Below are 26,700 nucleotides of genomic sequence, written 5' to 3' on the forward strand. Positions count from 1 at the left end.
GGTTCAATCCCTCAATGATGCCTGGAATCGCTCTTTTAATGCCTCTACACATTTGGCGACGGTAGCGGCAATCTCCTCTTCTTCGAGTGTACGGCTGGTATCTTGTAGGATCAGGCTGATAGCAAGGCTCTTATAGCCTTCCGCAACACCCTTACCACGGTACACGTCAAATAAGTTTACGCCAACTACCTGATTTACGCCAACTTTCTTACATTCGTTTAAAATATCTGCTGCAGGCACGTTTTCAGCAACCACAACCGCGATGTCGCGACGGTTTGCCGGGAAGCGTGAAACGTCACGAGCCTGAGGAACCACGCGGTCTGCGAGCTTGTTCCACTCCAGTTCGAACACCAGAGTGCGGCCGTTCAGATCCAGCTTACGTTCCAGTTCCGGGTGAATAACACCAATGAAACCAACGCGTTCACCTTTCAGATAAATCGCCGCAGACTGGCCCGGATGCAGGGCTGGGTTTGCTTCTGCCTTGAACTGAATTTCAGATAATTTACCGGTCAGGTCGAGAACGGACTCCAGATCGCCCTTCAGATCATAGAAATCAACGGTCTCTTTTGCCAGGTTCCAGTGCTCATCGTAGCGGTTACCGCAGATAACGCCACCCAGCATCACGTCCTGACGAATACCCAGCGGAGCCTGAGTGTCCGGCACAAAGCGCAGACCGGTTTCAAAGATACGTACGCGGCTCTGCTGACGGTTCTGGTTATAAACTACGGTAGACAGCAGGCCAGTCCACAGGGACAGACGCATGGCCGACATTTCGCTGGAAATTGGATTTGGCAGAATCAGCGCTTCTTCACCTGGGTGAACCAGTTGCTGAATTTTCGGATCCACGAAGCTATAGGTAATCACTTCCTGATAGCCTTTATCGTTAAGCATGGTTTTCACACGCTTCAGCGACAGGTTAGCTTCTTTATGGCTGCCCATCACCAGACCAGCCTGTACCGGCTCGTTCGGGATGCTGTTGTAGCCGTAAATACGTGCCACTTCTTCAATCAGATCTTCTTCAATTTCCATGTCGAAGCGCCAGGTCGGTGCAACCGCCTGCCATTCGTCATTACCCACGGTCACTTCACAGCCCAGACGGGTCAGGATGTCGGTCACCAGCTCATCAGCAATATGATGACCAATCAGGCGATCCAGCTTGCTGCGGCGCAGGGTGATGGTCGCACGCTTCGGCAGCGTAGCATCGTTAGTGACATCGATGATTGGACCCGCTTCACCGCCGCAGATTTCGAGGAGCAGGCCGGTAGCGCGTTCAATCGCTTTGTACTGCAGTACCGGGTCAACGCCGCGCTCATAACGGTGAGACGCATCGGTGTGCAGACCATGACGGCGTGCACGGCCGGTGATAGACAGCGGGCTGAAGAATGCGGATTCCAGCAGCACGTTTTGCGTTTCATCGTTCACGCCAGAGTGCTCGCCGCCAAAGATACCGGCCATCGCCAGCGCTTTGTTATGGTCAGCAATCACCAGGGTATCGGCGTTCAGCTTCGCTTCGGTGCCGTCGAGCAGAACCAGGGTTTCACCCTCTTTTGCCATACGCACAACGATGCCGCCTTCGATGCGATCTTTATCGAACGCATGCATTGGCTGACCCAGCTCAAGCAGGACGTAGTTGGTGATATCGACAACCGCATCGATGGAACGAATACCGCAGCGACGCAGTTTTTCTTTCATCCACAGCGGGGTTGGCGCTTTAACGTTGATGCCTTTAACCACACGGCCGAGGTAACGTGGGCACGCGTCGGCAGCATCGACCTGAATCGGCAGCACGTCGGCAACGGTGGCGGCAACGGCGTTAATTTCCGGCTCGTTCAGCGGCAGCTTGTTCAGCACGGCGACATCACGTGCAACGCCGATAATGCCTAAGCAATCGGCGCGGTTTGGCGTCACGCTGATTTCAATGGTGTTGTCATCAAGCTTCAGGTATTCACGGATATCGGTACCCAGCGGCGCGTCGGCCGGCAGTTCGATAATGCCGCTATGGTCGTCGGAAATGCCCAGTTCAGAGAACGAGCACAGCATCCCTTCAGACGGCTCACCGCGCAGTTTAGCGGCTTTAATTTTGAAGTCACCTGGCAGTACGGCACCGATGGTCGCCACGGCAACCTTAAGGCCCTGGCGGCAGTTTGGCGCACCGCAGACGATATCCAGCAGACGTTCACCGCCTACGTTCACTTTCGTCACACGCAGTTTGTCTGCATTCGGGTGCTGGCCGCACTCAACCACTTCACCAACAACGACACCGTTGAAGCTACCGGCAACGGCTTCTACGCCGTCCACTTCCAGGCCAGCCATGGTGATTTGGCCCGACAGCGCTTCGCTATCAATCGCCGGATTCACCCATTCGCGTAACCACAGTTCACTGAATTTCATTGTTTTATCCTGCCCTTATTTAAACTGTTTGAGGAAACGCAGATCGTTTTCGAAGAATGCACGTAAGTCGGTGACGCCGTAACGCAGCATAGTCAGACGCTCCATGCCCATACCGAAGGCGAAGCCGGAATAAACTTCCGGATCGATACCAACGTTACGCAGGACGTTCGGATGCACCATACCGCAGCCCAGAACTTCCAGCCATTTGCCGTTTTTACCCATCACGTCGACTTCAGCGGACGGTTCGGTGAACGGGAAGTAGGACGGACGGAAACGAATCTGCAGATCTTCTTCAAAGAAGTTACGCAGGAAGTCGTGAATCGTGCCCTTCAGATTAGTGAAGCTGATGTTCTTATCAACAATCAGACCTTCCATCTGATGGAACATTGGGGTGTGCGTCTGATCGTAATCGTTACGATATACGCGGCCCGGTGCGATAATACGGATTGGCGGCTCCTGATCCTTCATGGTGCGGATCTGTACGCCGGAGGTCTGCGTACGCAGCAGACGGGTAGCATCAAACCAGAAAGTGTCGTGGTCAGCGCGTGCCGGGTGGTGCGCGGGAATATTCAGCGCATCGAAGTTATGATAGTCATCTTCGATTTCCGGACCCGTCGCTACGGTAAAGCCGAGCTCACCGAAGAAACTTTCAATACGGTCGATAGTGCGAGTAACCGGGTGTAAACCACCATTTTCGATACGACGACCCGGCAGGGAGATGTCGATGGTCTCTGCGGCCAGACGGGCGTTCAGTACGGCGCTTTCCAGATCGGCTTTACGCGCGTTCAGTGCCTGCTGCACCTGCTCTTTCGCTTCGTTGATGACGGCACCCGCTGCTGGACGCTCTTCTGGCGGCAGTTCACGCAGTGTGGTCATCTGAAGGGTCAGATGCCCTTTCTTACCCAGATATTCGACGCGGACATTGTCTAACGCGGCAACATCTGAAGCCTGGTTAATGGCTGCCTTGGCACTGGCAACCAGCTCTGCGAGATGTGACATGGTTTTCCTCATTATGTCGGTGCAGACACCGGTTTGGTGGACTTAATCTCGAATTCAGATACAAAAAAAGCCTCCATCCGGAGGCTTATTGGCGCTGATTTTTCGTTTCTTCTTTCACGCGCAAGCCTCCTGAATTCAGGTGCTAAAGTAAAAGAAGAAGCGGAAAATAGCAGCATTCATGCTTGCGTTACCTTGTGTGATAAAAATCGCAGAGTCTTTATTGAAAGGTCTACGGTGATAAAAGTCAATGCATTGATACGGTTAAAATGAAAAGAGGGAGACTAGCTCCCTCTTCCAACTGGCTTATGCCAGTGCTGCTTTCGCTTTTTCGACCAGAGCGGTGAACGCTACTTTGTCGAATACTGCGATGTCAGCCAGGATCTTACGGTCGATTTCAACAGAGGCTTTTTTCAGGCCGTTGATGAATTTGCTGTAAGAAATACCGTTCTGACGTGCTGCTGCATTGATACGTGCAATCCACAGCTGACGGAACTGACGTTTACGTTGACGACGGTCACGGTAAGCGTACTGACCAGCTTTGATAACAGCCTGGAAGGCAACGCGGTATACGCGAGAACGCGCACCGTAGTAGCCTTTAGCTTGTTTCAGAATTTTTTTGTGACGTGCACGAGCAATTACACCACGTTTTACGCGAGCCATGTGAGCTCTCCTGTATCTATATTCTTAGTAAAAAAAATTAAACGTTAACGGCTTATGCGTACGGCAGGCACGCGATAACCAGACCCAGATCGCCTTTAGACACGAGGCCTTTTGGACGCAGGTGACGTTTACGTTTAGTAGATTTTTTGGTCAGAATATGACGCAGGTTTGCGTGCTTACGCTTAAATCCACCACCACCGGTTTTTTTGAAGCGCTTAGCAGCACCGCGTACGGTCTTAATTTTAGGCATCTTAATAACTTCCACTTCGCATTGTTAATAAACGAAACGTAGGCGAACAACATCAGTGAAGCCCTAAGGCTCCACCGACATCGCTACTTGAAGGCCTTACTGTTTCTTCTTAGGAGCGAGCACCATGATCATCTGGCGGCCTTCGATCTTCGTAGGGAAGGATTCGACTACTGCCAGTTCACTCAGATCGTCACGGACGCGCGTAAGCACTTCCATACCGATCTGCTGGTGGGCCATTTCACGACCGCGGAAACGCAGTGTGATCTTAGCCTTATCGCCATCTTCGAGAAAGCGAACCAGGCTGCGGAGTTTTACCTGGTAATCGCCATCATCGGTCCCAGGACGGAATTTAATTTCCTTAACCTGGATAACTTTTTGCTTCTTCTTCTGTTCCTTAGAAGACTTACTCTTTTCATAAAGGAACTTGCCGTAGTCCATGATACGACAAACTGGCGGTTCGGCGTTAGGGCTGATTTCAACTAAATCTACTCCGGCCTCTTCAGCCTTTTCGATAGCTTCTCTCAGACTCACAATACCCAAAGCTTCGCCTTCCAGACCTGTCAAGCGAACTTCCAGGGCGCGAATCTCGCCATTGATACGATTCGGACGTGCCGTTTGAACTCGTTTTCCGCCTTTAATACCTTATTCCTCCAGTTGTTGAAGACTGCGGCTGCGAATCTCTTGTTGCAGCTTCTCAATCACTTCACTTACGTCCAGGCTGCCCAGGTCTTTACCACGGCGGGTGCGAACGGCAACTTTGCCAGCTTCCACCTCTTTGTCACCGCAGACCAACATATAAGGGACACGACGTAAAGTGTGCTCGCGGATTTTAAAGCCAATCTTCTCATTTCTCAAGTCCGCTTTTACACGAATGCCTGCATTTTGTAGTTTGCGGGTCAATTCGTTAACGTATTCGGACTGAGAATCAGTGATGTTCATCACCACAACCTGCACGGGTGCAAGCCATGTTGGGAAGAAACCAGCGAACTCTTCGGTCAGGATGCCAATGAAGCGCTCCAGAGACCCCAGAATTGCGCGGTGAATCATCACCGGTACCTGACGCTCGTTGTTCTCGCCTACATAGGAGGCGCTCAGACGAGACGGCAGAGAGAAGTCCAGCTGTACAGTACCGCACTGCCATGCACGATCGAGGCAGTCATACAGGGTAAATTCAATTTTCGGACCGTAGAATGCGCCTTCACCCAGTTGATATTCAAACGGGATGTTGTTCTCTTCCAGCGCAACCGCCAGATCCGCTTCAGCACGGTCCCACATTTCATCGCTGCCGATACGTTTTTCCGGACGCGTTGAAAGTTTGACCACGATTTTTTCGAAACCGAAAGTGCTGTACATATCATAGACTAAACGAATGCATGCGTTCACTTCATCACGCACCTGCTCTTCCGTACAGAAGATATGGGCGTCATCCTGAGTGAAGCCGCGTACACGCATTAAGCCATGCAGTGCACCTGACGGTTCATTACGGTGGCAGCTACCGAACTCCGCCATACGCAGCGGCAGGTCGCGGTAGGATTTCAGACCCTGGTTAAAGATCTGAACGTGACCAGGGCAGTTCATTGGCTTGATGCAGTATTCACGGTTCTCTGAAGAAGTGGTGAACATCGCATCTTTATAGTTGTCCCAGTGGCCGGTTTTTTCCCACAGCACACGGTCCATCATAAACGGGCCTTTCACTTCCTGATACTGGTACTCTTTCAGCTTAGAGCGTACGAAAGTTTCCAGTTCGCGGAAGATAGTCCAGCCGTCGTTATGCCAGAACACCATACCCGGCGCTTCTTCCTGCATATGATACAGATCGAGCTGCTTACCGATTTTACGGTGATCGCGTTTTGACGCTTCTTCCAGACGCTGCAGGTAGGCATTGAGGGCTTTTTTGTCCGTCCATGCAGTACCATAGATACGCTGCAGCATTTTGTTATTGCTGTCGCCGCGCCAGTAAGCACCGGCGGTTTTCATCAGCTTGAAGTAATGACAGAAACGCATATTCGGCACGTGCGGACCACGGCACATGTCGACGTATTCTTCGTGATGATACAAGCCAGGCTTGTCATCATGCGCGATGTTTTCATCGAGGATGGAAACTTTATAGTTTTCACCACGTTTGACGAAAGTTTCACGGGCTTCATGCCAGCTCACTTTCTTCTTGATGACATCGTAGTTTTTCTCGGCGAGCTCGTGCATACGTTTTTCGAGCGCGTCGATGTCTTCCTGGGTCAGCGTATGGTCAAGATCAACGTCATAGTAGAAACCGTTGTCAATCACCGGGCCGATAGCCATTTTAGTGTTTGGCCAAAGCTGTTTGATCGCATGACCAAGCAGGTGGGCACAGGAGTGACGGATGATTTCCAGACCGTCTTCATCTTTTGCGGTGATGAGAGACAGGGTGGCATTGTTTTCAATCAGATCGGAAGCGTCAACCAGCTCACCGTTTACGCGCCCAGCGATGGTGGCTTTTGCCAGGCCAGGACCGATGTCCAGAGCAACATCCATTGGGCTAACGGCGTGGTCGTAATGGCGTTGGCTGCCATCAGGAAGAGTAATTACAGGCATTTAATGTCCTTATTTGCAGTGGTGCCCCACACGAAAGAGCACATACAAAACTATATGATTAAATTTATCAACAGGTTATGGATTGATTTCTGCTTCACTCTGCAAAAAATGAGGAGTGTGTACAAATTGTGTACCCTGCTCCGCCTGCATCCGCCCGTTGATAACACCGTGGGTTAGTTTACACATCATCAGGACATGATAAAAGCCGCAATTACCCTATGGGGTACACACTGCTATCTTTACCAACAATTCTGATACACTACGTGAGATCTTAAAGACATAAGGATAGAAAATGCCATCACATCGATTCGCGAAAAAACACTGGAAAATGGTACTGGTACTGATCGCTATCTGTGGCGCAATGCTTCTGCTCCGATGGGCGGCGATGATCTGGGGATAATAGCGAGGACGTTGCGGTTAATAAGGTGAAGCATTGAAGCCAATTTAACATTCTGGTCAGCGCATTAAAATATATACAGAAAATGCTGTTAACGCAGATTAATTGACAATATGTGCGGCTAAATCTGATTCAGATTTACATGTAAAATACAAAAACTGAAGTTTGAATTTGAAATAAATAGCAGCAAGAAAAACCGGTACCACTCTACCCGGTTTTCTCTGCCGGTATTAATAACTGAACGAAAATCAAATTATTACAGCACAGAAATATTAGGACCAACCGCCCGCAACCAGGGTATGTACGTTAAACGCGTCATCCATAGACTGACCGGTAGACTGTGAGCCTGGCGCCATGTTAGAGCCTGCTTCAACGTCGTGCGCATTGGAGATACCGATGTGCTGCGCGGTAGTGGTGTTTGTAGAACTGGCAGGTTGGGTTACTGGTTCGGCAGCAAATACGCCGAAAGAGAGTGCTGACAGCAGAATAGCTGCAGATACGATTTTGATATTTTTCATAATGTTTATTCTCTGACTTGATTAAGACTTTAGAACGCTAAGGCATCATTTCGCCCTTGAATACAAGTGTAGATCCAGATCACACTTTTGCCTAGTCAAAATATTTAGCTATTCGTGTCAAATTTACTGAATATATGTCAGAAAGGTCGAATGTGGAGATATTATGGAGAACTTGTATTTTTAATAAAATAAAACAGCGGTTGTTTTTAATAATAACACAAAACGATAAATTGAAAATACAGGCTGGGAGATCCCCCAGCCTGTAAATGATTACATCGTGTAACCCAGGGTCAACGATGTACGACGGTCGGTGTGATTCGGTGCCGTTGCCGGTGGCTCTGAGTTCCAGGTCACGTTGTACGCCACTTTTAAACCAAAGTGCGCGTTAATCGCAACGTTCAGCGCAGTTTCTGAGTTCGCGGTAGTATCATCAGCTCCAAGGACGGAGACGCCCTGAGTGAATTTCGCTGTCTCGGTCATCTGCCAGGCATAGGTGGCGGAAGCATAGCCCAGCGGCTGGGTTTCCGTGTCGCCATTGGTGTATTCGTCATAGCGAACACCAGGACCGAATTCAAAGCGGAAGCTGTGGATAGGCCCGGTCAGGAACTGGCGGCCATAACCAGCCGTAAACACGTCGCGCGCATGGTAACCATTATAGCGGTCGGTCAACCAGCTAGCCTGACCAAACAGGTAGTCTGCATCCGTCATATTATAACGACTACGACCACCGACGGAATATTTCTCGGAAGAGCGTTCATCGTTTGCAGAGGTATTGCTAGCCGTGCCCCACAAGGACCATGCTGTCGTGGCACCATACCATGTAAGCGTGGAATCTGCGGTGGCTGACGTACTTTTGGTATTGCCAGCCTGCGAGAGATAGCCCGCATTGACGTTGCCTTCAAAAGGCTTCTTAGCGGTAGTTGGGTCATCCATAACAGTAAAAACGGTATCACTGGCGGTTGCATACATAGACGCAAACACGCCCCCCAGCAGCACAACCGCTACCGGTACTGTCTTCAAAAGCTTCATTTATTAAAGGTCCGCACAACAAAATAGGAGACGATTCCGTCCCGGGAACTTTCGCGAGGATCAACGATGGGGTGGTCCGTAGAAAGGCAACAAATTATAAAAAGGCACGTATAACATAGCAATCTATTCTTCTTTCATTTTTTGAATAAGAGCCCTCTTAAATCACGTTTTATTTCATAATAAGAAAACGACTGTTTCTTTACACTTTTCTATAAAAATCAGTCCGTTGCTTCTTCCTTTATGAGCAAACGGGTGCCAAACTTAAACATAATTGCACTTAGAGCCGTCCGCTAGCTCATAAAGGGAGGTTATCGCTATGGTTCAGATCTACACGCTTACACTCGCTCCTTCACTCGACAGTGCCACTCAAACGCCGCAAATCTATCCGGAAGGCAAACTACGCTGCAGTTCTCCCGTATTTGAACCGGGCGGTGGCGGTATTAACGTTGCTCGCGCAATTACCTTCCTTGGCGGTCGCGCTACCGCTATATTTCCTGCCGGCGGCGCCACGGGCGAGCATCTGGTCGCCCTACTCCAGCAAGAAAATGTTCCCGTTGAGAGTATCCGAGCTCACGAATGGACCCGCCAGAACCTTCACGTCCACGTCAATGCCAGCGGCGAACAATATCGATTTGTCATGCCCGGCGCGACGCTCCATGAAGATGAACTGCAGCAAATTCAGCAAAAGGTCCTGCAGATTGCACCAGGCTCTTTGCTGGTTATCAGCGGCAGTCTGCCGCCCGGAATTTCCCTTGAGCAGTTCACAACGCTTATTAAAGCGGCTCAACACCATGGGCTGCGCTGCGTTATCGATAGCTCTGGCGATGCGCTTACCGCCGCGTTAGCCATTGGCCAAATCGAGTTGGTTAAACCGAATCAGAAAGAGCTGAGTGCGCTGGTCCAGCGCGAACTTGTCCAGCCTGATGACGTTCGCAACGCCGCTCAGGAGATTGTCCGCAGCGGTAAAGCGCGTCGGGTGGTGGTGTCATTAGGGGCCCAGGGGGCATTGGCAGTGGATGAACAAAACTGCGTACAGGTTGTTCCCCCGCCAATTAAAAGCCAGAGCACCGTAGGTGCGGGTGATAGCATGGTTGGCGCGATGACACTGAAACTTGCTGAGCACGCCAGCCTGGAAGAGATGGTCCGCTTCGGGGTCGCCGCAGGCAGTGCCGCAACGATCAACCAGGGCACGCGTCTGTGCTCACGGGAAAATACCCAAAAAATTTACGATTACCTGCAACAGCACTAAATGTTCAAGAATCGGACTCGCGGAGCCCGCCGCGAGTCGCGAAATTGCCGTAATCGGCTATGCTAACCAAACTCCATTGTTAACAATGGCGTGCATCATGATGGTTGAGCCAACCATTGCCACGGGTGAGCCATCATGCGTCTGTCGCAGAAGGCATATGACCTTGCCTCTGCTTTCTACACTCTTTTTACCCGTTGTGCGGTCTAGCTCGTATTTTTACCCGGTATTTATGCGCTAACCTTATGATATGGCAGAAAACATGGGGAGAGACATCATGTGGCAAGCGATCAGTAGCCTGTTAGGCGAGCAACTTGGAAGTGGCGAAATCGATCAGCGTACTGAACTGCCCGGCGGAGAGATCCATGCCGCATGGCATATGCGCTATGCGGGTCGTGATTTTTTCGTCAAATGCGATGAACGAGAATTACTGCCCATTTTTACCGCGGAGGCCGATCAGCTTGAGCTGCTTTCCCGCAGTAAAACCGTGACCGTCCCTGAAGTCTTCGTTGTCGGCACCGATCGCGACTACAGCTTCCTGGTCATGGAGTATCTCCCGCCGCGTCCGCTGGATGCGCATAATGCTTTCTTACTAGGACAACAACTGGCCCGTTTGCACGAATGGAGCGATCAACCCCAGTTCGGCCTCGACTTCGATAACGATCTGTCCACCACCCCGCAGCCCAACGCCTGGCAACGGCGCTGGTCCAACTTTTTCGCCGAGCAGCGTATTGGCTGGCAGCTGGAATTAGCGGCGGAGAAAGGAATGGAGTTTGGTGATATCGATGCGATAGTCGATCACGTTCAGCAGCGCCTGAGCTCGCACCAGCCACAGCCTTCTTTACTGCACGGTGATTTGTGGTCAAACAACTGCGCGCTGGGGCTAAACGGGCCGTACATTTTTGACCCGGCCTGTTATTGGGGAGACCGCGAGTGCGACCTTGCCATGCTGCCGCTGCATCCCGACCAGCCGCCGCAAATCTACGATGGCTATCAGTCCGTCTCACCGTTGCCGGCCGATTTTCTTGAACGCCAGCCGGTGTATCAGCTATATACCCTCATTAACCGGGCCATTCTGTTTGGCGGACAGCATCTGGTTATCGCGCAAAAGGCGCTGGATAACGTTCTTGCCGTATAACGACAAAGCCCCCTTGCGGGGGCTTTGCTTTAGTTCATCTGTACGCCCTTCAGGCGGAACTCAATATTCATAATCAGCCCCGTCCCCGGCTTCCCGGATTCGTAGCGCCATTTACGCATCGCCGTTTTCACGTCACGTTCAAACATGTTAGATGGCTGAGCGGAGAGAATTTCTACGTTTTCAACGCGGCCATCGGCGGTCACGTCAAACTTCACTCGCACTTTACCTTCAATACGTAATGCTTGCGCACGCGTCGGGTAACCCGGCTGCGGACGATTCAGCGCACGTGGGCCCGTCGGTGCATTAACCGACGGCGCACTTGCCCCCGGCAGATTATTCGCCACGGAACGCGCAGGTGGCGCATCGTTGTTCACCGTAGAAAGCGGGCGCTGCTCAACCGGCTTAACTTCCGGTTTCGGCTGCTCAACCTTTTTCACCGGCTTCGGTTTAGGTTTCGGCTTAGGCTTAGGCTTCGGTTTATGAATAACGACCGGGGCCTGCGGTACTTCAGGGATCGGTTCCGGCTCTGGCTCGGGTTCAGGCTCGACGACCGGTTGTGGCTGAACCACCGCCTGTGGCGGCTCTAAATCGGCAGGCGCGACCATGGTAATGGTAATCGGCTGAGCGGGTGCGGGCAGTTCAATAACCTGATGTACCGAGGTATAAAGCAGACCAGCGACGACGGCACCGTGAATACCAACAGAGAGTAACGTCGGCCACGGGAAGCGGCGAGGTAAATCAAGGGTCATTGCAGTCATAGTCGTTACAGTTGAAAAATGAGACCCCGATTTTAAATGCAAATGACAATCATATTCAATAAGACATCTTATCTTCGATCAATTTTTTCCCCTTCCTGCCTAAAAAACCCCCGCCAAAACACAACTTTTCACGCCGCGAAAACTTTGCATTGCAGTCGCTGACGCTTTCCCTTACCGTAATTCGCAAATTATTTAAACAGGAGTTCCGCCCGTGCTTTACGTCATCTATGCCCAGGATATCGCCGACTCTCTTGAAAAACGTCTTTCCGTTCGTCCGGCTCACCTCGCTCGCCTGCAGCTTCTGCACGACGAAGGCCGCCTGCTGACCGCAGGCCCGATGCCTGCCGTTGATAGCAACGACCCGGGCGCCGCCGGTTTCAGCGGTTCAACGGTTATTGCAGAATTTGAATCACTGGAAGCCGCGCAGTCATGGGCGCAGGATGACCCGTACGTTGCCGCGGGTGTTTATCAGCAGGTTTCAGTAAAACCTTATAAAAAAGTATTCTGATACAGGCAGGCTGGTGCTTGCTAAAAAAAACTGAGGGCACCCTGACGGTGCCCTTTTTATATCATCAGAGATCGTAGATGGCGAACAGCAGGCAATTGCGCTGCCGACCGACAAGGCACTTTCTGATGGAGTGGATACGCATATTACGGCGAGACTGAGCTTCCAGCCAACGCGACTTGCGACGGCTCGCCTGTCTCAGCATCCGCCAGCGCCCCACTTCCGGTCTACTACGCTTCATTTCTAACGCTCTTTCAAAAAAAGACGGACCATTATAGCCCCTCGCTTAGTGCTGACCAGCGCTTTCTCATGGTGTTTTTATTTGCCAGATGCCTTCTGATGCGTAAACTCTTAACAACTGGCATTCAAAAGGATTTTCGACATATGACAACCGTCTACACCGTAGTGAGTTGGATGGCAATTTTGGGGTATTGGTTGTTGATAGCCGGGGTAACGCTACGTATTTTAATGAAGCGCCGCGCCGTGCCCTCAGCGATGGCCTGGCTGCTGGTTATTTATATCCTGCCGCTGGTTGGGATCATCGCCTACCTCTCTTTAGGGGAGCTCCATCTCGGTAAACGCCGCGCCGAGCGCGCACGCGCGATGTGGCCGTCGACGGCAAAATGGCTTAACGATCTCAAAGCCTGCAAACATATTTTTGCCGAGGACAACAGCCAGGTCGCCTCTTCGCTGTTCAAACTGTGCGAACGCCGCCAGGGTATTGCTGGTCTTAAGGGCAATCAGCTACAGCTGTTAACGGAATCCGATGATGTGATGCAGGCCATCATCCGCGATATTCAGCTCGCACGACATAATATTGAGATGGTCTTCTATATCTGGCAGCCCGGCGGCATGGCCGATCAGGTTGCCGAGTCGCTGATGGCCGCGGCCCGACGCGGCGTGCACTGCCGCCTGATGCTCGACTCTGCTGGCAGCGTGGCATTTTTCCGCAGCCCGTGGGCGGCCATGATGCGCAATGCTGGCATCGAAGTGGTGGAAGCCCTCAAAGTTAATCTGATGCGTGTGTTCCTGCGCCGTATGGACTTACGCCAGCATCGCAAAATGATCATGATTGATAACTATATTGCCTACACCGGCAGTATGAACATGGTCGACCCGCGTTTCTTTAAACAGGATTCCGGCGTCGGTCAGTGGATTGATCTGATGGCGCGAATGGAAGGCCCTATCGCTACCGGCATGGGGATTGTCTACTCCTGTGACTGGGAGATAGAAACCGGCAAGCGCATTTTACCCCCAGCCCCAGACCTCAACATTATGCCGTTTGAAGAGGCCAGCGGGCATACCATCCAGACCATCGCCTCAGGCCCGGGTTTCCCGGAAGATTTGATTCATCAGGCATTATTAACGGCGGCGTATTCTGCCCGTGAATATCTGATCATGACCACCCCCTACTTCGTCCCGAGCGAAGACCTGCTGCATGCTATCTGCACGGCGGCTCAGCGTGGGGTTGATGTCAGCATTATTCTGCCCCGTAAGAACGATTCAGTTCTGGTGGGTTGGGCAAGCCGCGCCTTCTTTACCGAACTGCTGGCAGCAGGGGTGAAAATTTATCAATTTGAAGGTGGCCTGCTGCACACCAAGAGCGTGCTGGTCGATGGGGAACTGAGCCTGGTCGGCACCGTTAATCTTGATATGCGCAGCCTGTGGCTCAATTTCGAGATCACGCTGGTGATTGATGATGCCGGATTCGGCGCCGATTTAGCCTCCGTGCAGGACGACTACATTTCCCGCTCCCGGTTACTGGATGCGCGGTTATGGGTCAAACGTCCCTTCTGGCACCGCATTGCCGAACGTCTGTTTTACTTCTTCAGTCCGTTGCTGTAAAACGTGCCCAACAGAACTCAACAGGTAGCCATCATGGATATGGATTTAAATAATCGTCTTACCGAAGACGAAACGCTCGAGCAGGCTTACGACATTTTCCTCGAACTGGCGGTCGATAATCTCGACCCCGCCGATGTTCTTCTGTTCAACCTGCAGTTCGAAGAACGCGGCGGCGCCGAGCTGTTCGACCCAGCGGAAGATTGGCAGGAACACGTTGATTACGACCTGAACCCGGACTTCTTTGCGGAAGTGGTTATCGGTCTGGCGGATACCGACGGCGGCGAACTGAACGATATCTTCGCACGCGTACTGCTGTGTCGCGAAAAAGATCACAAGCTCTGCCATATTCTGTGGCGAGAATAAGTAAAATGTTAATCAGAGGGCAGCATAACGCTGCCCTTTTTTATGTCCCAAGCTCACGGGGAAGTGCCGTCCCACATCCATTGCAGTAACGCGCCTGCGGATCATGGTCGCGCTGTTTACAGTGCGGGCACACGCGTTCATGGCGGCGTTTTTGAAACTCAGTGGTCATCTGCGCGGTGATAATCCCGGTTGGGATAGCAATGACAGAGTAGCCGATTAAGATAAGAATCGACGCCACCGTTCTGCCCGGTGCGGTATGCGGCGTAATATCACCATAACCAACCGTTGTCACCGTGACAATCGCCCAATACACCGAGGTGCTCAGCGTGGTAAAGCCGTTTACCGGCCCTTCTATGCCGTACATCAGCGCGCCCGCGACGACCATGACAATGCCAATAAAGGCATAGAACAGAATCAACTGATGCCGTGAATTAACGATAGCGCTCCACAAACTGTTCAGCGCAGGCATCAGGCGCAGCAGTTTCAGAATACGCAACACGCGGATCACGCGCATCGCTCGCCAGGCGAACAGATATTCCACGCCAATCTCTGGCCATAGCAAAATAACGTACAACGGCAGAATCGTCGCGAGATCGATAAATCCCCAGAAGCTGAAGACGTAGCGCGCCGGTTGTGGCCAGCAGAATACCCGCAGAAGATATTCCAGGGTAAACATAAGGGTAAATCCAACTTCCAGCAGCACGAAGGCATGCCATTCGTCGAAAGTCAGATGGTAGGTTGTGCCAATCCCTGATTCGATAAAAATAACGATAACGCTTAATAGCGCAAACAGTCCGCACAGCGCTTCAAACCGTCGGCCGGTGCGCGTACGTTGATCGAATAAGAAATGATAAAGACGATGGCGCAAAGCGCTAATAGCCACCACGTTATCTCCTCGTCAAAATAAAAGGGCTGGCAAACTGCCAGCCCTGACGATTATAACGGGTCAACCTTGAGACAGGAAACCGCGTGGCGGAAACTCCCTTCCAGAAGTGGACGCGTTTTCGCACATTCTGGCCCTGCCAGCGGACAGCGCGTACGGAATACGCAGCCTGACGGCGGGTTAATTGGCGACGGCAGTTCCCCTTCCAGCAGTTGAATGGTTTTATTCTGCTCCAGATCCGGGTCAGGAACCGGCACCGCGGACATCAGCGCCCTGGTGTACGGATGAAGTGGATTGTTGTACACCTCATCGTAGGTACCAAGCTCTACCGCATGCCCAAGATACATCACCAGTACGCGGTCAGAGATATGCTTCACCACCGCCAGATCGTGGGCGATGAAGATAAGCGACAGTCCCATCTCGCGTTGCAGTTGCTGCAGCAAGTTCACCACTTGCGCCTGGATTGATACGTCCAGCGCCGACACCGGTTCATCACAGATAATCAGCTTCGGCTCGAGGATCAGCGCGCGGGCAATACCGATACGCTGACACTGACCACCGGAAAACTCATGCGGGTAACGGTTGACAAGGTTCGGCAGCAACCCAACCTTCATCATCATGGTTTTCACTTTGTCGCGCACTTCCTGGCGCGGCATCTTCGGATAGTAGGTGCGCAGCGGCTCGGCGATGATCTCGCCGATGGTCATACGTGGGTTCAGCGAGGCCAGCGGATCCTGGAAAATCATCTGGATATCGCTGCGCACAGCGCGCCACTCATCCGGTTTCATCCCTAGCAGATCTTTACCAAGCCAGGCCACTTTACCTTCCGTGGCCTTCACCAGCCCGATAATAGCGCGCGCGAAGGTCGACTTCCCGCAGCCTGACTCGCCCACCACGCCCAGCGTTTCGCCTTCATACAGACGCAGGGTCACGCCATCGACTGCTTTCAACGTTTTTGGCGGCTGCCAGAACCACTGTTTCCCATCTTTGATCTCGAAGTGGACCTTTAAGTCTGCAATTTCGAGCAGCACTTTTCTTTCGTCAGTCACGGCGCTCATACCAGTTCCCCCACGTTTCTAAAGCAGGCACGTAAACGGCCCGGCGCAAACTCTTCCAGCGGCGGCGCGCTATTGCAGGCCTCCATCGCATGTGGACAGCGAGGCTGGAACGGGCAACCGGTCGGCAGACGCAGCAGGTTTGGTGGGTTACCAGGGATAGTCAGCAGCGACTCACCCTCGGCATCAAGACGTGGAACGGCATTCAGCAAGCCAATAGAATACGGGTGCGCAGGCTGATAGAACACATCGCGCGCCTTACCGTATTCCATGGTCCGCCCGGCGTACATCACCAGCACCTTATCGCAGATCCCGGCAACGACGCCCAGATCGTGGGTGATCATGATAATCGCCGTATTGAACTCGCGCTTCAACTCGTTCAACAGGGTCATAATTTGCGCCTGAACGGTCACGTCCAGCGCGGTGGTTGGTTCATCGGCAATCAGCAGTTTTGGCCGGCACAGCAGCGCCATGGCGATCATCACGCGCTGACGCATACCGCCGGAGAACTCGTGCGGGTACATTTTCATGCGCTTACGCGCTTCCGGCATTTTGACCGCGTCCAGCATTCTGACCGACTCTTCAAACGCTTCGGCCTTGCCCATGCCTTTATGTAGCATCAGGACTTCCATTAACTGCTCGCCAACGCGCATATACGGGTTCAGCGAGGTCATTGGGTCCTGGAAAATCATCGAGATCTGCTCGGCGCGCAGCTTGTTCAGCTGATGCTCGGGCAGGTTAAGGATCTCTTTACCGTTAAACAGCGCCGAACCGCCAATACGCCCGTTACTGGCCAGCAGCCCCATCAGCGCAAATGCGGTCTGCGACTTACCGGAACCGGACTCGCCAACAATCCCCAGCGTTTCACCCGCACGCAGGCTGAAGTTGAGATCGTTCACCGCGGTCACGTCGCCGTCCGGGGTTTTAAAGGTGACGCGCAGGTCTTTAACGCTAAGCAACCGCTCAGATGCCGTTGCCGTTTCAATTGTGCTCATGGCAACTCTCCTTAACGGTCTTTCGGGTCGAGGGCATCACGCAGGCCATCGCCGATAAAGTTAAAACAGAACAGGGTCACAACCAGGAATCCGGCCGGGAACAGCAGCAGCCACGGCGAAACTTCCATTGAGTTTGCCCCATCGCTTAACAATGCCCCCCAACTACTCAACGGCTCCTGGGTACCCAGGCCGAGGAAGCTCAGGAAGGATTCGAACAGGATCATGCTCGGCACCAGCAGCGAGGCGTAAACCACCACCACGCCCAGCACGTTCGGCACGATATGGCGAACCACGATATTGACGGTCGATACACCGCCTACCTGTGCCGCTTCGATAAACTCTTTGCGCTTAAGACTGAGAGTCTGACCACGCACGATACGCGCCATATCCAGCCAGGACACCATCCCGATAGCCACGAAGATCAGCAGGATGTTTTGCCCAAAGAAGGTTACCAGCAGGATCACAAAGAACATGAACGGGAAGGAGTTGAGGATTTCCAGCAGGCGCATCATCACCGAATCGACTTTACCACCCAAGTAACCAGACAGTGAGCCATACAACGTGCCGACAATCACGGCCACCAGCGCAGCGGCGATCCCAACCATTAAGGATATACGCCCACCGATAGCGACGCGAACCAGCAGGTCACGCCCGGAGGAGTCGGTGCCGAAGTAGTGCCCGGAGGCCATATCCGGCGCATTGGACATCATGCCCCAATCGGTGTCGAAGTAGGAGAACTGCGACAACATGGGCGCCAGCGTCACGAACAGTGCGATCACAACGAGCACAACCAGGCTGGCAACCGCCGCGCGGTTGTGCATGAAGCGTCGACGCGCATCCTGCCAGAGGCTACGCCCTTCAACTTCCAGCTTCTCACTGAAGTTTTCCAGCGCCTCGCTGTTTTTTTTACTTAACATCATGGCGAACTCCAGCCTTAGTAACGGATTTTCGGGTCAATCACGGCGTAGAGTACGTCTACCACCGCGTTAAACAGGATCGTCAGAGCACCAACCAGAATGGTCAGACTCAACACCAGGGAGTAATCGCGGTTAAGCGCCCCGTTAACGAACAGCTGTCCAATCCCCGGTAAACCGTAGATTGTCTCGATAACCATCGAACCGGTAATAATACCGACGAAGGCAGGCCCCATATAAGAAAGCACCGGCAACAGCGCAGGTTTTAACGCATGGCGGAAAATAATCCGCCGCATCGGTAACCCTTTCGCTCGTGCGGTACGGATGAAGTTGGAGTGTAAAACCTCAATCATCGAGCCGCGGGTAATACGCGCAATGCTGGCAATATAGGCCAGAGAAAGCGCCACCATCGGCAGAATCATGAATTGGATCGCCCCGCCGTTCCAGCCACCACCGGGCAGCCAATGCAGCGTGATCGCAAATATCATCACCAGCAGCGGCGCGACAACGAAGCTCGGTATGACCACCCCGGTCATTGCCACCCCCATGACCGCGTAATCCCACTTGGTGTTTTGATTCAGCGCAGCCAGCACCCCCGCCGACACACCGAGAATAACGGCCAGCAGAAACGCTGCGGCGCCAAGCTTGGCGGATACCGGCAGACTGCTCGCCACCAGATCGTTCACCGTATAATCTTTGTATTTAAACGATGGCCCAAAATCACCGTGAGCAAGCTGTTTCAGATAGTTAAAATACTGAGTGGTAATAGGATCGTTCAGATGATATTTCGCTTCAATATTTGCCATCACTTCCGGCGGCAACGTACGCTCACCCGTAAAAGGACTTCCCGGCGCAAGGCGCATCATAAAGAACGAAATAGTAATTAGAATAAATAGCGTCGGAATCGCTTCCAGACAACGACGGAGAATAAATTTCAACATTGCCCATACCTTTTGGCTGTGCCTGTAATAATGCAGTAACGCGAGACACCGTGGGTCAAGCAAGGCCTGACCCACGTATTGCCATTAGTGCTTAATAATATACATGTTTCTTGTATAGGTGTTGTCCAGCGGATCTTTTCCGGTATAACCACCGACCCACGGTTTCACCAGGCGGGCGTTGACATAGTAATAAACCGGTACAATCGCGCTGTCTTTATCGAGCTGCTGCTCTGCTTTGCTATACAGTGCGGTACGCTGCGCTTCATCGGTCGCTTTCAGCGTTTCCGCCATGATGCTATCGAATGCCGGGCTCTTATAGTGCGCGGTATTCATTGAGCTGTTAGACAACATGGTATTCAGGAAAGAGGTCGGTTCGTTATAGTCCGCACACCAGCCTGCACGCGCGATATCGAACGTCCCCTGATGACGGGAATCCAGGAAGGTTTTCCACTCCTGGTTAACCAACTTCACATCCACGCCAATGTTCTTTTTCCACAACGATGCAGCAGCAATCGCCAGTTTCTTGTGCAGATCGGATGTGTTGTACAGAAGATTAATGGTCAGCGGTTTATCCGCAGTGTAGCCCGCTTCGGCCAGCAATTTTTTCGCTTCTTCGTTACGTTTAGCCTGCGTCCAACCGAACCATTCTGGTGGCGTCAATTTTGCGCCATCGGTATAAGGCGGCGTGTAGCCATAAGCTGGCATATCGCCCTGCGCTTTAACCTTATTAACAATAATATCGCGATCGATACCCAGCTTCAGTGCGGTACGCACGCGCGCATCGGTAAACGGTGCTTTCTGGTTGTTAATTTCGTAATAGTAGGTGCAGAGATACGGGTCGACATGAACTTCGCTCGGGATCTCTTTTTTCAGCTTCTGGAATAGCTCAATCGGCATATTGTTATAGGTCATGTCGATTTCGCCACTACGGTAGCGGTTTACGTCAGTCACTTCAGAAGAGATTGGCAGGAAGGTAACCTGATCGATAACCGTTTTCGCGTTATTCCAATAGGTTGGGCTGCGTTCAAGGACGATACGCTCGTTCACCACCCAATCTTTTAATTTATAGGCACCGTTGGTGACGATGTTCGCCGGCTGGGTCCATTTTTCGCCATATTTTTCGATTGCTGCTTTTGGTACCGGCGAAGTCGACGGGTGCACCAGCAGTTTGTAGAAATAAGGAACCGGCTCACTTAAGGTCACTTCTAAGGTGTGGTCGTCAACCGCTTTTACGCCGAGATCGGTAATCGGTTTTTTGCCTTCGAGGATCTCATCAATACCGGCGACATGGCCATACTGCAGGTAACTTGCATAAGGAGATGCGGTTTTCGGATCAACCGAACGCTGCCAGCTGTAAACGAAATCTTGCGCGGTAACGGGGGTACCGTCGGACCATTTGGCATCTTTACGCAGATGGAAGGTCCAGACTTTAAAATCTTTATTATCCCAGGATTCTGCAACACCCGGTGCCGGATGGCCGTCCAGGTCGCTAACAAGTAATCCTTCAAACAGATCGCGGCTAATATTGGATTCTGGAACGCCTTCGATCTTATGTGGATCAAGCGATTGCACTTCGGAACCGTTATTACGTACCAGCGTTTGCTTTTCTGCCAACTGTACGCCTGCAGGAACATCTGCAGCCATGACATTACCCGCGATCAGTGCGGTGAGAATCCCAGCCGCAACCAGGCTTTTTTTTGTGATGATGGACATTGTGTTGATACTCCGTTCATTATTATTACTGACTCACGCCAGCCTGTTTAATCCCCTTTCGGGTTCCCGTACAGCGCAGGAGATTTTTGCGTCTGCCGGGTCGTTTTACTGCTGCTATCACCGACTTTTTTATTACGGTTGCTCTTATTGGCAACCTGACGTCGATTCATTAAAAGCTTCCCCCTGCCGGGAAACTTTTCTTATCCGTTAATAACTGCTTACAACTAGAAACAGTTACCGTTTACAAAATTTTATCTTGCGAATCACTCAGGCCGGAAAGTACCAAATGCCTATCACTGCCGCCAATATAATTTGCAAATTTGTTAAGCAATTCTCTTTTGCTCAACATATTGCGCGTTGGCCAGTAGCGTAATCGCAAAGCTAACCTATCTGAAATCAATATTTTTCAATTAGATAGATAAAAACAGCGCCCTGTACGTGCGTGCTCTGCAAAGATGTGCGTTTTTTGTACGAAAATTTAACAGTTGCTTATTTTTTAGCACATAACTCTGCATTGAAACTGAAATTACTAATATCATTTCAATTATCTAACAGCAAGCACCAGAGTATGGTGTGAGAGAAATAACATGTGAGTTGCGGATAAAACAGGCAGGGCGAGAAAGTATCTGATTGATTAAAATCGCTTTTTCAAAACATTCAAATTAATTATGCATGCGCCATAACAAAAGTTGATGAATATGTTTTTCTGATAGTCACGGCGGTAATCGCGACGAGCACGCGACGACTACCGCAGCATAATTAACCGACCAGGCCTGGAAAGATAGATTTGATGCCGGTCACAATAAACTCAATACCCAATGCCATCAGCAGCAGACCCATAATACGCGTCACCACGTTGATCCCCGTCTGCCCCAGCATACGCACCAGCCACGGCGAAATACGGAAAATCCCCCAGCAGCAGTAAGCAAACAGCGCGATGGACAGCGAGAAACCGAGTAAATAAGGAAGAGAGTGGAAGCGTGTACCCCACACGATGGTCGAACTGATCGCCCCAGGCCCAGCCATCAACGGCAGTGCCAGCGGTACCACGCCAAGGCTTTCACGCACCGAGGTTTCCGACTTCTCCTGCTTATTCTGTTTGTCCTCCCCCAGCTTGCCGCTGATCATCGACATGGCGATGCTGACCACCAGAATCCCACCGGCGATACGGAAGGAATCAATGGAAATACCGAACAGTTGCAGAATCAGGTCGCCAAGGAATAAAGACGTCAGCAGGATAATGGCGACGGAAAGGCTCGCCGTCAGATTGGTTTTATTTCGCACCATCGCCGTCTGATTGCTCGTCAGACTGATGAAAACAGGAATCAGCCCCACCGGGTTGACCAGCGCAAACAGGCCAATAAAGAACTTAAAGAAGATAGGAAAATCAAACAGCGTTTGAATCACGTTAACCCCAGAGCATCATTAAAAGTTAGTAGTTGACGAACGGCAAACCATAATTTGCGCTGACAATACCCTGTTTAGGCCTTAGGTTCATCTGAATTATCCATAAAACCGGGTACAAAACAGAGTGTTACAGAGTTGTATAAAATATGCTAATGTTAAACCCACAACTACTCACGATTGATTAACGGCATTTATAATTTGCTAAAAGCGCCCTGCTGAAAGGTGTCAGCTTGGCTTAAACTTGATTTAGATCATGCAAATCGTACTCAGAAGTGGGTAATCTGCTTACACCAAAAGGGAAACGGCTTCATAAAAATAGCGTATCCCGGCCGGTGAGCTCCTTGGCTAAATCGAAGCTCTTTTAGTAAATCAGTGAATCAGTTCGTGGATAACACCTTGTTTCCTTAACTTTTTCGCCAGCTGCAGGCGATTTGTCTATACTGACTTGTCGAGCAGATGATTCACTAAAAAAGTTTAACATTATCAGGAGAGCATTATGGCTGTTACTAATGTCGCTGAACTTAACGCACTCGTAGAGCGCGTAAAAAAAGCCCAGCGTGAATATGCCAGTTTCACTCAAGAGCAAGTTGACAAAATCTTCCGCGCCGCCGCTCTGGCCGCTGCAGATGCTCGAATCCCTCTCGCAAAAATGGCCGTTGCCGAATCCGGCATGGGTATCGTTGAAGATAAAGTGATCAAAAACCACTTCGCTTCTGAGTATATCTACAACGCCTATAAAGATGAAAAGACCTGTGGTGTTCTGTCTGAAGACGACACTTTCGGGACCATCACTATCGCTGAACCAATCGGCATCATCTGCGGTATCGTACCGACCACTAACCCAACTTCTACCGCTATCTTCAAATCGCTGATCAGCCTGAAGACGCGTAACGCCATCATCTTCTCTCCGCACCCACGTGCTAAAGATGCAACTAACAAAGCAGCAGATATCGTTCTGCAGGCTGCAATCGCTGCTGGCGCACCAAAAGATCTGATCGGCTGGATTGACCAACCGTCTGTAGAACTGTCTAACGCACTGATGCACCACCCGGACATCAACCTGATCCTTGCGACCGGTGGTCCAGGTATGGTTAAAGCAGCATACAGCTCCGGTAAACCAGCTATCGGCGTAGGCGCAGGTAACACCCCTGTTGTTATCGACGAAACCGCTGATATCAAACGTGCGGTGGCATCTGTTCTGATGTCTAAAACCTTCGATAACGGCGTGATCTGTGCTTCTGAACAGTCCGTTGTTGTTGTTGACTCCGTTTACGATGCCGTTCGCGAACGTTTCGCAAGCCACGGTGGCTACATGCTGCAGGGCAAAGAGCTGAAAGCCGTTCAGGACATCATCCTGAAAAATGGCGCGCTGAACGCCGCTATCGTTGGTCAGCCAGCATACAAAATTGCTGAACTGGCAGGCTTCACCGTACCGGTAACCACTAAGATCCTGATTGGTGAAGTGAAAGTTGTCGACGAAAGCGAGCCGTTTGCACACGAAAAACTGTCGCCAACTCTGGCGATGTATCGTGCAAAAGACTTCAACGATGCTGTTGAGAAAGCTGAGAAACTGGTTGCGATGGGTGGTATCGGTCATACCTCTTGCCTGTACACCGACCAGGACAACCAGCCAGAACGCGTTGCTCACTTCGGTCAGATGATGAAAACCGCGCGTATCCTGATCAACACCCCTGCTTCTCAGGGTGGTATCGGTGACCTCTACAACTTCAAACTCGCACCTTCCCTGACTCTGGGTTGTGGTTCATGGGGTGGTAACTCCATCTCTGAAAACGTTGGTCCTAAGCACCTGATCAACAAGAAAACCGTTGCTAAGCGAGCTGAAAACATGTTGTGGCACAAACTTCCGAAATCTATCTACTTCCGTCGTGGCTCACTGCCAATCGCGTTAGATGAGCTGATTACTGATGGCCACAAACGCGCGCTGATCGTAACCGACCGCTTCCTGTTCAACAACGGCTACGCAGACCAGATCACTTCTGTACTGAAAGCCGCTGGCGTTGAAACTGACGTGTTCTTCGAAGTTGAAGCTGACCCGACTCTGACCATCGTACGTAAAGGTGCAGAGCTGGCGAACTCCTTCAAACCAGACGTGATCATCGCACTGGGCGGCGGTTCCCCGATGGACGCAGCCAAAATCATGTGGGTCATGTACGAACACCCAGAAACTCACTTCGAAGAACTGGCGCTGCGCTTTATGGACATCCGTAAGCGTATCTACAAGTTCCCGAAAATGGGTGTGAAAGCGAAAATGGTTGCTATCACCACCACTTCCGGTACCGGTTCTGAAGTGACGCCGTTTGCGGTAGTAACCGACGACGCAACTGGCCAGAAATACCCACTGGCTGACTACGCGCTGACTCCAGACATGGCGATTGTTGATGCCAACCTGGTTATGGATATGCCGAAGTCCCTGTGTGCTTTCGGTGGCCTGGATGCGGTAACTCACGCCCTGGAAGCTTACGTTTCCGTGCTGGCTTCCGAGTTCTCTGACGGTCAGGCTCTGCAGGCTCTGAAACTGCTGAAAGAAAACCTGCCAGCGTCCTACCACGAAGGTTCTAAGAACCCGATAGCGCGTGAACGCGTTCACAGTGCAGCCACCATCGCAGGTATCGCGTTTGCCAACGCCTTCCTGGGTGTATGTCACTCCATGGCGCACAAGCTGGGCTCTCAGTTCCACATTCCTCACGGTCTGGCGAACGCCCTGCTGATCAGCAACGTTATTCGTTATAACGCGAACGACAACCCAACTAAACAGACTGCATTCAGCCAGTACGACCGTCCGCAAGCACGTCGTCGCTACGCTGAAATCGCTGACCATCTGGGTCTGTCTGCACCGGGTGACCGTACCGCAGCGAAAATCGAAAAACTGCTGGGCTGGCTGGAAGAGATCAAAGCTGAACTGGGTATTCCTAAGTCTATCCGTGAAGCTGGCGTACAGGAAGCTGACTTCCTGGCACACGTTGACAAACTGTCTGAAGATGCGTTTGACGACCAGTGTACTGGTGCTAACCCACGTTACCCGCTGATTTCTGAGCTGAAACAAATTCTGCTGGATACCTTCTACGGACGTGAATTCGTTGAAGGTGGAGTAGAAGAGAAGAAAGAAGCTGCACCGGCTAAAGCTGAGAAAAAAGCGAAGAAATAATTCGCTGATTTCTGGCTGAAAAGCTAAACGAACAAGCCCCATCATTGATGGGGCTTTTTTTATGTCTGATAAGCGGTAAAGAAGGCAGCGCGTTCCCCCCTGCTCATAGTAAAAACAGCAGGAAACGCATCAGGAGAGGATTAACAGGAACGGCAGGTGTGACGATGTTGCTCCTGGATAACGGCCAACGAGCCCTCTTCCAGCGCTTCTTTGTAATGCTTGCGACAAACGGAGACATAGCGCTCGTTGCCACCAATGACCACCTGCTCACCTTCATTGTACGGACGCCCTTCTTGATCGAGGCGCAGTACCATGCTGGCCTTACGCCCGCAGAAGCAGATAGTCTTTAATTCGACCAGTTTATCTGAGAGCGCCAGGAGGTACTGACTGCCGGTAAACAGTTCACCACGGAAATCGGTTCTTAGGCCATAACACAATACCGGAATATCCAGATTATCCACCACATCAGAGAGCGCGTAGACCTGTTCACGCGTCAGGAACTGGCATTCATCCACCAGTACGCAATTAACCGCCTCACGGGCGTTCTCAGCGTTAATTTCATCAAACAGTTGGCTGCCCTGATTAAACAGCTTAGCGGGTGATGAGAGGCCAATACGCGAACTGACCTTACCGGCACCAAAGCGATCGTCTATTTCAGCGGTATAAACGATGGTGCGCATCCCCCGCTCCTGGTAATTGTATGACGACTGTAAAAGTGCCGTCGACTTCCCCGCATTCATTGCTGAGTAGTAGAAATAAAGTTGTGCCATTGGCTGAGGAGTCCTAATCGATACGTTTTTTAAACGGAGCGCAGTGTACCATATTAACTCCCTGGCTTCCTGTGTCATCCTGACGTTATGTATACCTCAACATAGGGATTAACACGGCATGCGGGCACACGCAGAGTCTACAGAAAATATTAAACAATAGCTCAACGACCGTATCCTATAATGACG

At 51.5% G+C, this 26,700-nt stretch carries 27 protein-coding genes and 1 other annotated feature; of the genes, 7 read left to right on the plus strand and 20 right to left on the minus strand.

Translation table 11 applies throughout. The features are described from left to right. Window positions 1-3 precede the first annotated feature (3 nt). The 7 genes from pheT to thrS form a co-directional block, all read right to left on the minus strand. Complete coding sequence (gene pheT / locus V6944_RS18870) at window positions 4-2,391, minus strand: phenylalanine--tRNA ligase subunit beta (RefSeq protein ID WP_333500077.1); 2,388 nt, start codon at window positions 2,389-2,391, stop codon at window positions 4-6. Between the two features lie 15 nt (window positions 2,392-2,406). Then, entirely contained in the window at window positions 2,407-3,390 is a 984-nt protein-coding gene (gene pheS / locus V6944_RS18875; RefSeq protein ID WP_185668625.1) for a phenylalanine--tRNA ligase subunit alpha, read from the minus strand. Window positions 3,391-3,450: 60 nt separating this feature from the next. Further along, window positions 3,451-3,575: a sequence feature (Phe leader region), on the minus strand. Further along, window positions 3,526-3,570 (minus strand): pheST operon leader peptide PheM, encoded by a 45-nt coding sequence (gene pheM, locus V6944_RS18880; protein ID WP_001386830.1) that lies wholly within the window; start codon window positions 3,568-3,570, stop codon window positions 3,526-3,528. It overlaps the preceding feature by 45 nt. 118 nt (window positions 3,576-3,693) lie before the next feature. Further along, window positions 3,694-4,050, minus strand: a complete 357-nt coding sequence (gene rplT / locus V6944_RS18885; RefSeq protein ID WP_000124850.1) for a 50S ribosomal protein L20 — start codon at window positions 4,048-4,050, stop codon at window positions 3,694-3,696. A 52-nt stretch (window positions 4,051-4,102) separates the two neighbouring features. Continuing rightward, window positions 4,103-4,300, minus strand: coding sequence for a 50S ribosomal protein L35 (rpmI, locus tag V6944_RS18890; protein WP_003030583.1), 198 nt, complete (start codon window positions 4,298-4,300; stop codon window positions 4,103-4,105). Between the two features lie 96 nt (window positions 4,301-4,396). Further along, a complete protein-coding gene (infC, locus tag V6944_RS18895; RefSeq protein WP_071828920.1) occupies window positions 4,397-4,939 on the minus strand; it encodes a translation initiation factor IF-3 in 543 nt (180 codons plus the stop codon). 3 nt (window positions 4,940-4,942) lie between these two features. Continuing rightward, entirely contained in the window at window positions 4,943-6,871 is a 1,929-nt protein-coding gene (gene thrS / locus V6944_RS18900; protein ID WP_333500078.1) for a threonine--tRNA ligase, read from the minus strand. A 292-nt stretch (window positions 6,872-7,163) separates the two neighbouring features. On the opposite strand from thrS, the gene yniD reads away from it, so the two are divergent. Continuing rightward, a complete protein-coding gene (gene yniD / locus V6944_RS18905; RefSeq protein ID WP_185668624.1) occupies window positions 7,164-7,271 on the plus strand; it encodes a small membrane protein YniD in 108 nt (35 codons plus the stop codon). Window positions 7,272-7,540: 269 nt separating this feature from the next. Here yniD and V6944_RS18910 read toward each other — a convergent pair whose 3' ends face one another. Together V6944_RS18910 and V6944_RS18915 are read right to left on the minus strand one after the other, a co-directional pair. After that, window positions 7,541-7,786: a hypothetical protein gene (locus V6944_RS18910; RefSeq protein ID WP_333500079.1), complete on the minus strand. Its 246-nt coding sequence runs from the start codon at window positions 7,784-7,786 to the stop codon at window positions 7,541-7,543. Window positions 7,787-8,056: 270 nt separating this feature from the next. After that, window positions 8,057-8,815: a DUF481 domain-containing protein gene (locus V6944_RS18915; protein ID WP_333500080.1), complete on the minus strand. Its 759-nt coding sequence runs from the start codon at window positions 8,813-8,815 to the stop codon at window positions 8,057-8,059. Between the two features lie 316 nt (window positions 8,816-9,131). Here V6944_RS18915 and pfkB point away from each other — a divergent pair, with 316 nt between their 5' ends. Continuing rightward, complete coding sequence (gene pfkB / locus V6944_RS18920; RefSeq protein ID WP_333500081.1) at window positions 9,132-10,064, plus strand: 6-phosphofructokinase II; 933 nt, start codon at window positions 9,132-9,134, stop codon at window positions 10,062-10,064. Between the two features lie 274 nt (window positions 10,065-10,338). Next, window positions 10,339-11,199: a fructosamine kinase family protein gene (locus tag V6944_RS18925; protein WP_333500082.1), complete on the plus strand. Its 861-nt coding sequence runs from the start codon at window positions 10,339-10,341 to the stop codon at window positions 11,197-11,199. 29 nt (window positions 11,200-11,228) lie between these two features. Here the strand turns inward: V6944_RS18925 and tonB are convergent, their stop codons facing one another. Next, window positions 11,229-11,948: a TonB system transport protein TonB gene (gene tonB, locus V6944_RS18930; protein ID WP_333500110.1), complete on the minus strand. Its 720-nt coding sequence runs from the start codon at window positions 11,946-11,948 to the stop codon at window positions 11,229-11,231. Window positions 11,949-12,168: 220 nt separating this feature from the next. Between tonB and V6944_RS18935 the strand changes: the two genes are divergently transcribed. Beyond that, window positions 12,169-12,465, plus strand: a complete 297-nt coding sequence (locus V6944_RS18935) for a YciI family protein (protein ID WP_064545104.1) — start codon at window positions 12,169-12,171, stop codon at window positions 12,463-12,465. Window positions 12,466-12,529: 64 nt separating this feature from the next. On the opposite strand, the gene V6944_RS18940 is transcribed toward V6944_RS18935, so the two are convergent. Further along, entirely contained in the window at window positions 12,530-12,703 is a 174-nt protein-coding gene (locus V6944_RS18940; RefSeq protein WP_123652457.1) for a YciY family protein, read from the minus strand. A gap of 143 nt (window positions 12,704-12,846) precedes the next feature. Between V6944_RS18940 and cls the strand changes: the two genes are divergently transcribed. Together cls and V6944_RS18950 are read left to right on the plus strand one after the other, a co-directional pair. Next, window positions 12,847-14,307 carry a cardiolipin synthase gene (gene cls, locus V6944_RS18945; RefSeq protein ID WP_185669960.1) on the plus strand — a complete coding sequence of 487 codons (1,461 nt, stop codon included), beginning with the start codon at window positions 12,847-12,849 and terminating at the stop codon, window positions 14,305-14,307. Window positions 14,308-14,340: 33 nt separating this feature from the next. Further along, on the plus strand, window positions 14,341-14,670 hold the full coding sequence (locus V6944_RS18950) for an HI1450 family dsDNA-mimic protein (protein WP_185669961.1): 330 nt from the start codon (window positions 14,341-14,343) through the stop codon (window positions 14,668-14,670). Window positions 14,671-14,710: 40 nt separating this feature from the next. Here the strand turns inward: V6944_RS18950 and V6944_RS18955 are convergent, their stop codons facing one another. From V6944_RS18955 to V6944_RS18990, 8 genes are all read right to left on the minus strand, one after another. After that, window positions 14,711-15,553 carry an ion transporter gene (locus tag V6944_RS18955; RefSeq protein WP_333500083.1) on the minus strand — a complete coding sequence of 281 codons (843 nt, stop codon included), beginning with the start codon at window positions 15,551-15,553 and terminating at the stop codon, window positions 14,711-14,713. Between the two features lie 53 nt (window positions 15,554-15,606). Beyond that, entirely contained in the window at window positions 15,607-16,611 is a 1,005-nt protein-coding gene (gene oppF, locus V6944_RS18960) for a murein tripeptide/oligopeptide ABC transporter ATP-binding protein OppF (protein ID WP_220440814.1), read from the minus strand. Further along, window positions 16,608-17,603, minus strand: coding sequence for an ABC transporter ATP-binding protein (locus tag V6944_RS18965; RefSeq protein WP_185669964.1), 996 nt, complete (start codon window positions 17,601-17,603; stop codon window positions 16,608-16,610). Before V6944_RS18965 ends, oppF begins: the two co-directional genes overlap by 4 nt. A gap of 11 nt (window positions 17,604-17,614) precedes the next feature. Then, window positions 17,615-18,523: an oligopeptide ABC transporter permease OppC gene (oppC, locus tag V6944_RS18970; protein WP_333500084.1), complete on the minus strand. Its 909-nt coding sequence runs from the start codon at window positions 18,521-18,523 to the stop codon at window positions 17,615-17,617. Window positions 18,524-18,537: 14 nt separating this feature from the next. Then, window positions 18,538-19,458, minus strand: coding sequence for an oligopeptide ABC transporter permease OppB (gene oppB / locus V6944_RS18975; RefSeq protein ID WP_333500085.1), 921 nt, complete (start codon window positions 19,456-19,458; stop codon window positions 18,538-18,540). An 84-nt stretch (window positions 19,459-19,542) separates the two neighbouring features. Beyond that, window positions 19,543-21,171 (minus strand): oligopeptide ABC transporter substrate-binding protein OppA, encoded by a 1,629-nt coding sequence (gene oppA / locus V6944_RS18980; protein ID WP_333500086.1) that lies wholly within the window; start codon window positions 21,169-21,171, stop codon window positions 19,543-19,545. A 47-nt stretch (window positions 21,172-21,218) separates the two neighbouring features. Continuing rightward, window positions 21,219-21,341, minus strand: a complete 123-nt coding sequence (locus V6944_RS18985; protein ID WP_333500087.1) for a hypothetical protein — start codon at window positions 21,339-21,341, stop codon at window positions 21,219-21,221. A gap of 589 nt (window positions 21,342-21,930) precedes the next feature. Next, window positions 21,931-22,578, minus strand: a complete 648-nt coding sequence (locus V6944_RS18990) for a YchE family NAAT transporter (RefSeq protein WP_220440816.1) — start codon at window positions 22,576-22,578, stop codon at window positions 21,931-21,933. Window positions 22,579-23,074: 496 nt separating this feature from the next. Here V6944_RS18990 and adhE point away from each other — a divergent pair, with 496 nt between their 5' ends. Continuing rightward, window positions 23,075-25,744: a bifunctional acetaldehyde-CoA/alcohol dehydrogenase gene (adhE, locus tag V6944_RS18995; protein ID WP_333500088.1), complete on the plus strand. Its 2,670-nt coding sequence runs from the start codon at window positions 23,075-23,077 to the stop codon at window positions 25,742-25,744. A 140-nt stretch (window positions 25,745-25,884) separates the two neighbouring features. On the opposite strand, the gene tdk is transcribed toward adhE, so the two are convergent. Beyond that, complete coding sequence (gene tdk / locus V6944_RS19000; RefSeq protein ID WP_333500089.1) at window positions 25,885-26,514, minus strand: thymidine kinase; 630 nt, start codon at window positions 26,512-26,514, stop codon at window positions 25,885-25,887. Between the last annotated feature and the right edge of the window lie 186 nt (window positions 26,515-26,700).

Source organism: Kluyvera sp. CHPC 1.2972 (assembly GCF_036759925.1).
Lineage (GTDB): Bacteria > Pseudomonadota > Gammaproteobacteria > Enterobacterales > Enterobacteriaceae > Kluyvera.

Coding starts and splice junctions, on each gene's coding strand:
- V6944_RS18965 (WP_185669964.1), bottom strand. CDS start 17,603: ATGAGCACAATTGAAACGGCAACGGCATCTGAGCGGTTGCTTAGCGTT.
- oppB (WP_333500085.1), bottom strand. CDS start 19,458: ATGTTGAAATTTATTCTCCGTCGTTGTCTGGAAGCGATTCCGACGCTA.
- yniD (WP_185668624.1), top strand. CDS start 7,164: ATGCCATCACATCGATTCGCGAAAAAACACTGGAAAATGGTACTGGTA.
- rpmI (WP_003030583.1), bottom strand. CDS start 4,300: ATGCCTAAAATTAAGACCGTACGCGGTGCTGCTAAGCGCTTCAAAAAA.
- cls (WP_185669960.1), top strand. CDS start 12,847: ATGACAACCGTCTACACCGTAGTGAGTTGGATGGCAATTTTGGGGTAT.
- thrS (WP_333500078.1), bottom strand. CDS start 6,871: ATGCCTGTAATTACTCTTCCTGATGGCAGCCAACGCCATTACGACCAC.
- V6944_RS18915 (WP_333500080.1), bottom strand. CDS start 8,815: ATGAAGCTTTTGAAGACAGTACCGGTAGCGGTTGTGCTGCTGGGGGGC.
- V6944_RS18950 (WP_185669961.1), top strand. CDS start 14,341: ATGGATATGGATTTAAATAATCGTCTTACCGAAGACGAAACGCTCGAG.
- tdk (WP_333500089.1), bottom strand. CDS start 26,514: ATGGCACAACTTTATTTCTACTACTCAGCAATGAATGCGGGGAAGTCG.
- oppA (WP_333500086.1), bottom strand. CDS start 21,171: ATGTCCATCATCACAAAAAAAAGCCTGGTTGCGGCTGGGATTCTCACC.
- tonB (WP_333500110.1), bottom strand. CDS start 11,948: ATGACCCTTGATTTACCTCGCCGCTTCCCGTGGCCGACGTTACTCTCT.
- adhE (WP_333500088.1), top strand. CDS start 23,075: ATGGCTGTTACTAATGTCGCTGAACTTAACGCACTCGTAGAGCGCGTA.
- V6944_RS18910 (WP_333500079.1), bottom strand. CDS start 7,786: ATGAAAAATATCAAAATCGTATCTGCAGCTATTCTGCTGTCAGCACTC.
- pheS (WP_185668625.1), bottom strand. CDS start 3,390: ATGTCACATCTCGCAGAGCTGGTTGCCAGTGCCAAGGCAGCCATTAAC.
- oppF (WP_220440814.1), bottom strand. CDS start 16,611: ATGAGCGCCGTGACTGACGAAAGAAAAGTGCTGCTCGAAATTGCAGAC.
- pfkB (WP_333500081.1), top strand. CDS start 9,132: ATGGTTCAGATCTACACGCTTACACTCGCTCCTTCACTCGACAGTGCC.
- V6944_RS18925 (WP_333500082.1), top strand. CDS start 10,339: ATGTGGCAAGCGATCAGTAGCCTGTTAGGCGAGCAACTTGGAAGTGGC.
- V6944_RS18985 (WP_333500087.1), bottom strand. CDS start 21,341: ATGAATCGACGTCAGGTTGCCAATAAGAGCAACCGTAATAAAAAAGTC.
- V6944_RS18940 (WP_123652457.1), bottom strand. CDS start 12,703: ATGAAGCGTAGTAGACCGGAAGTGGGGCGCTGGCGGATGCTGAGACAG.
- oppC (WP_333500084.1), bottom strand. CDS start 18,523: ATGATGTTAAGTAAAAAAAACAGCGAGGCGCTGGAAAACTTCAGTGAG.
- rplT (WP_000124850.1), bottom strand. CDS start 4,050: ATGGCTCGCGTAAAACGTGGTGTAATTGCTCGTGCACGTCACAAAAAA.
- pheT (WP_333500077.1), bottom strand. CDS start 2,391: ATGAAATTCAGTGAACTGTGGTTACGCGAATGGGTGAATCCGGCGATT.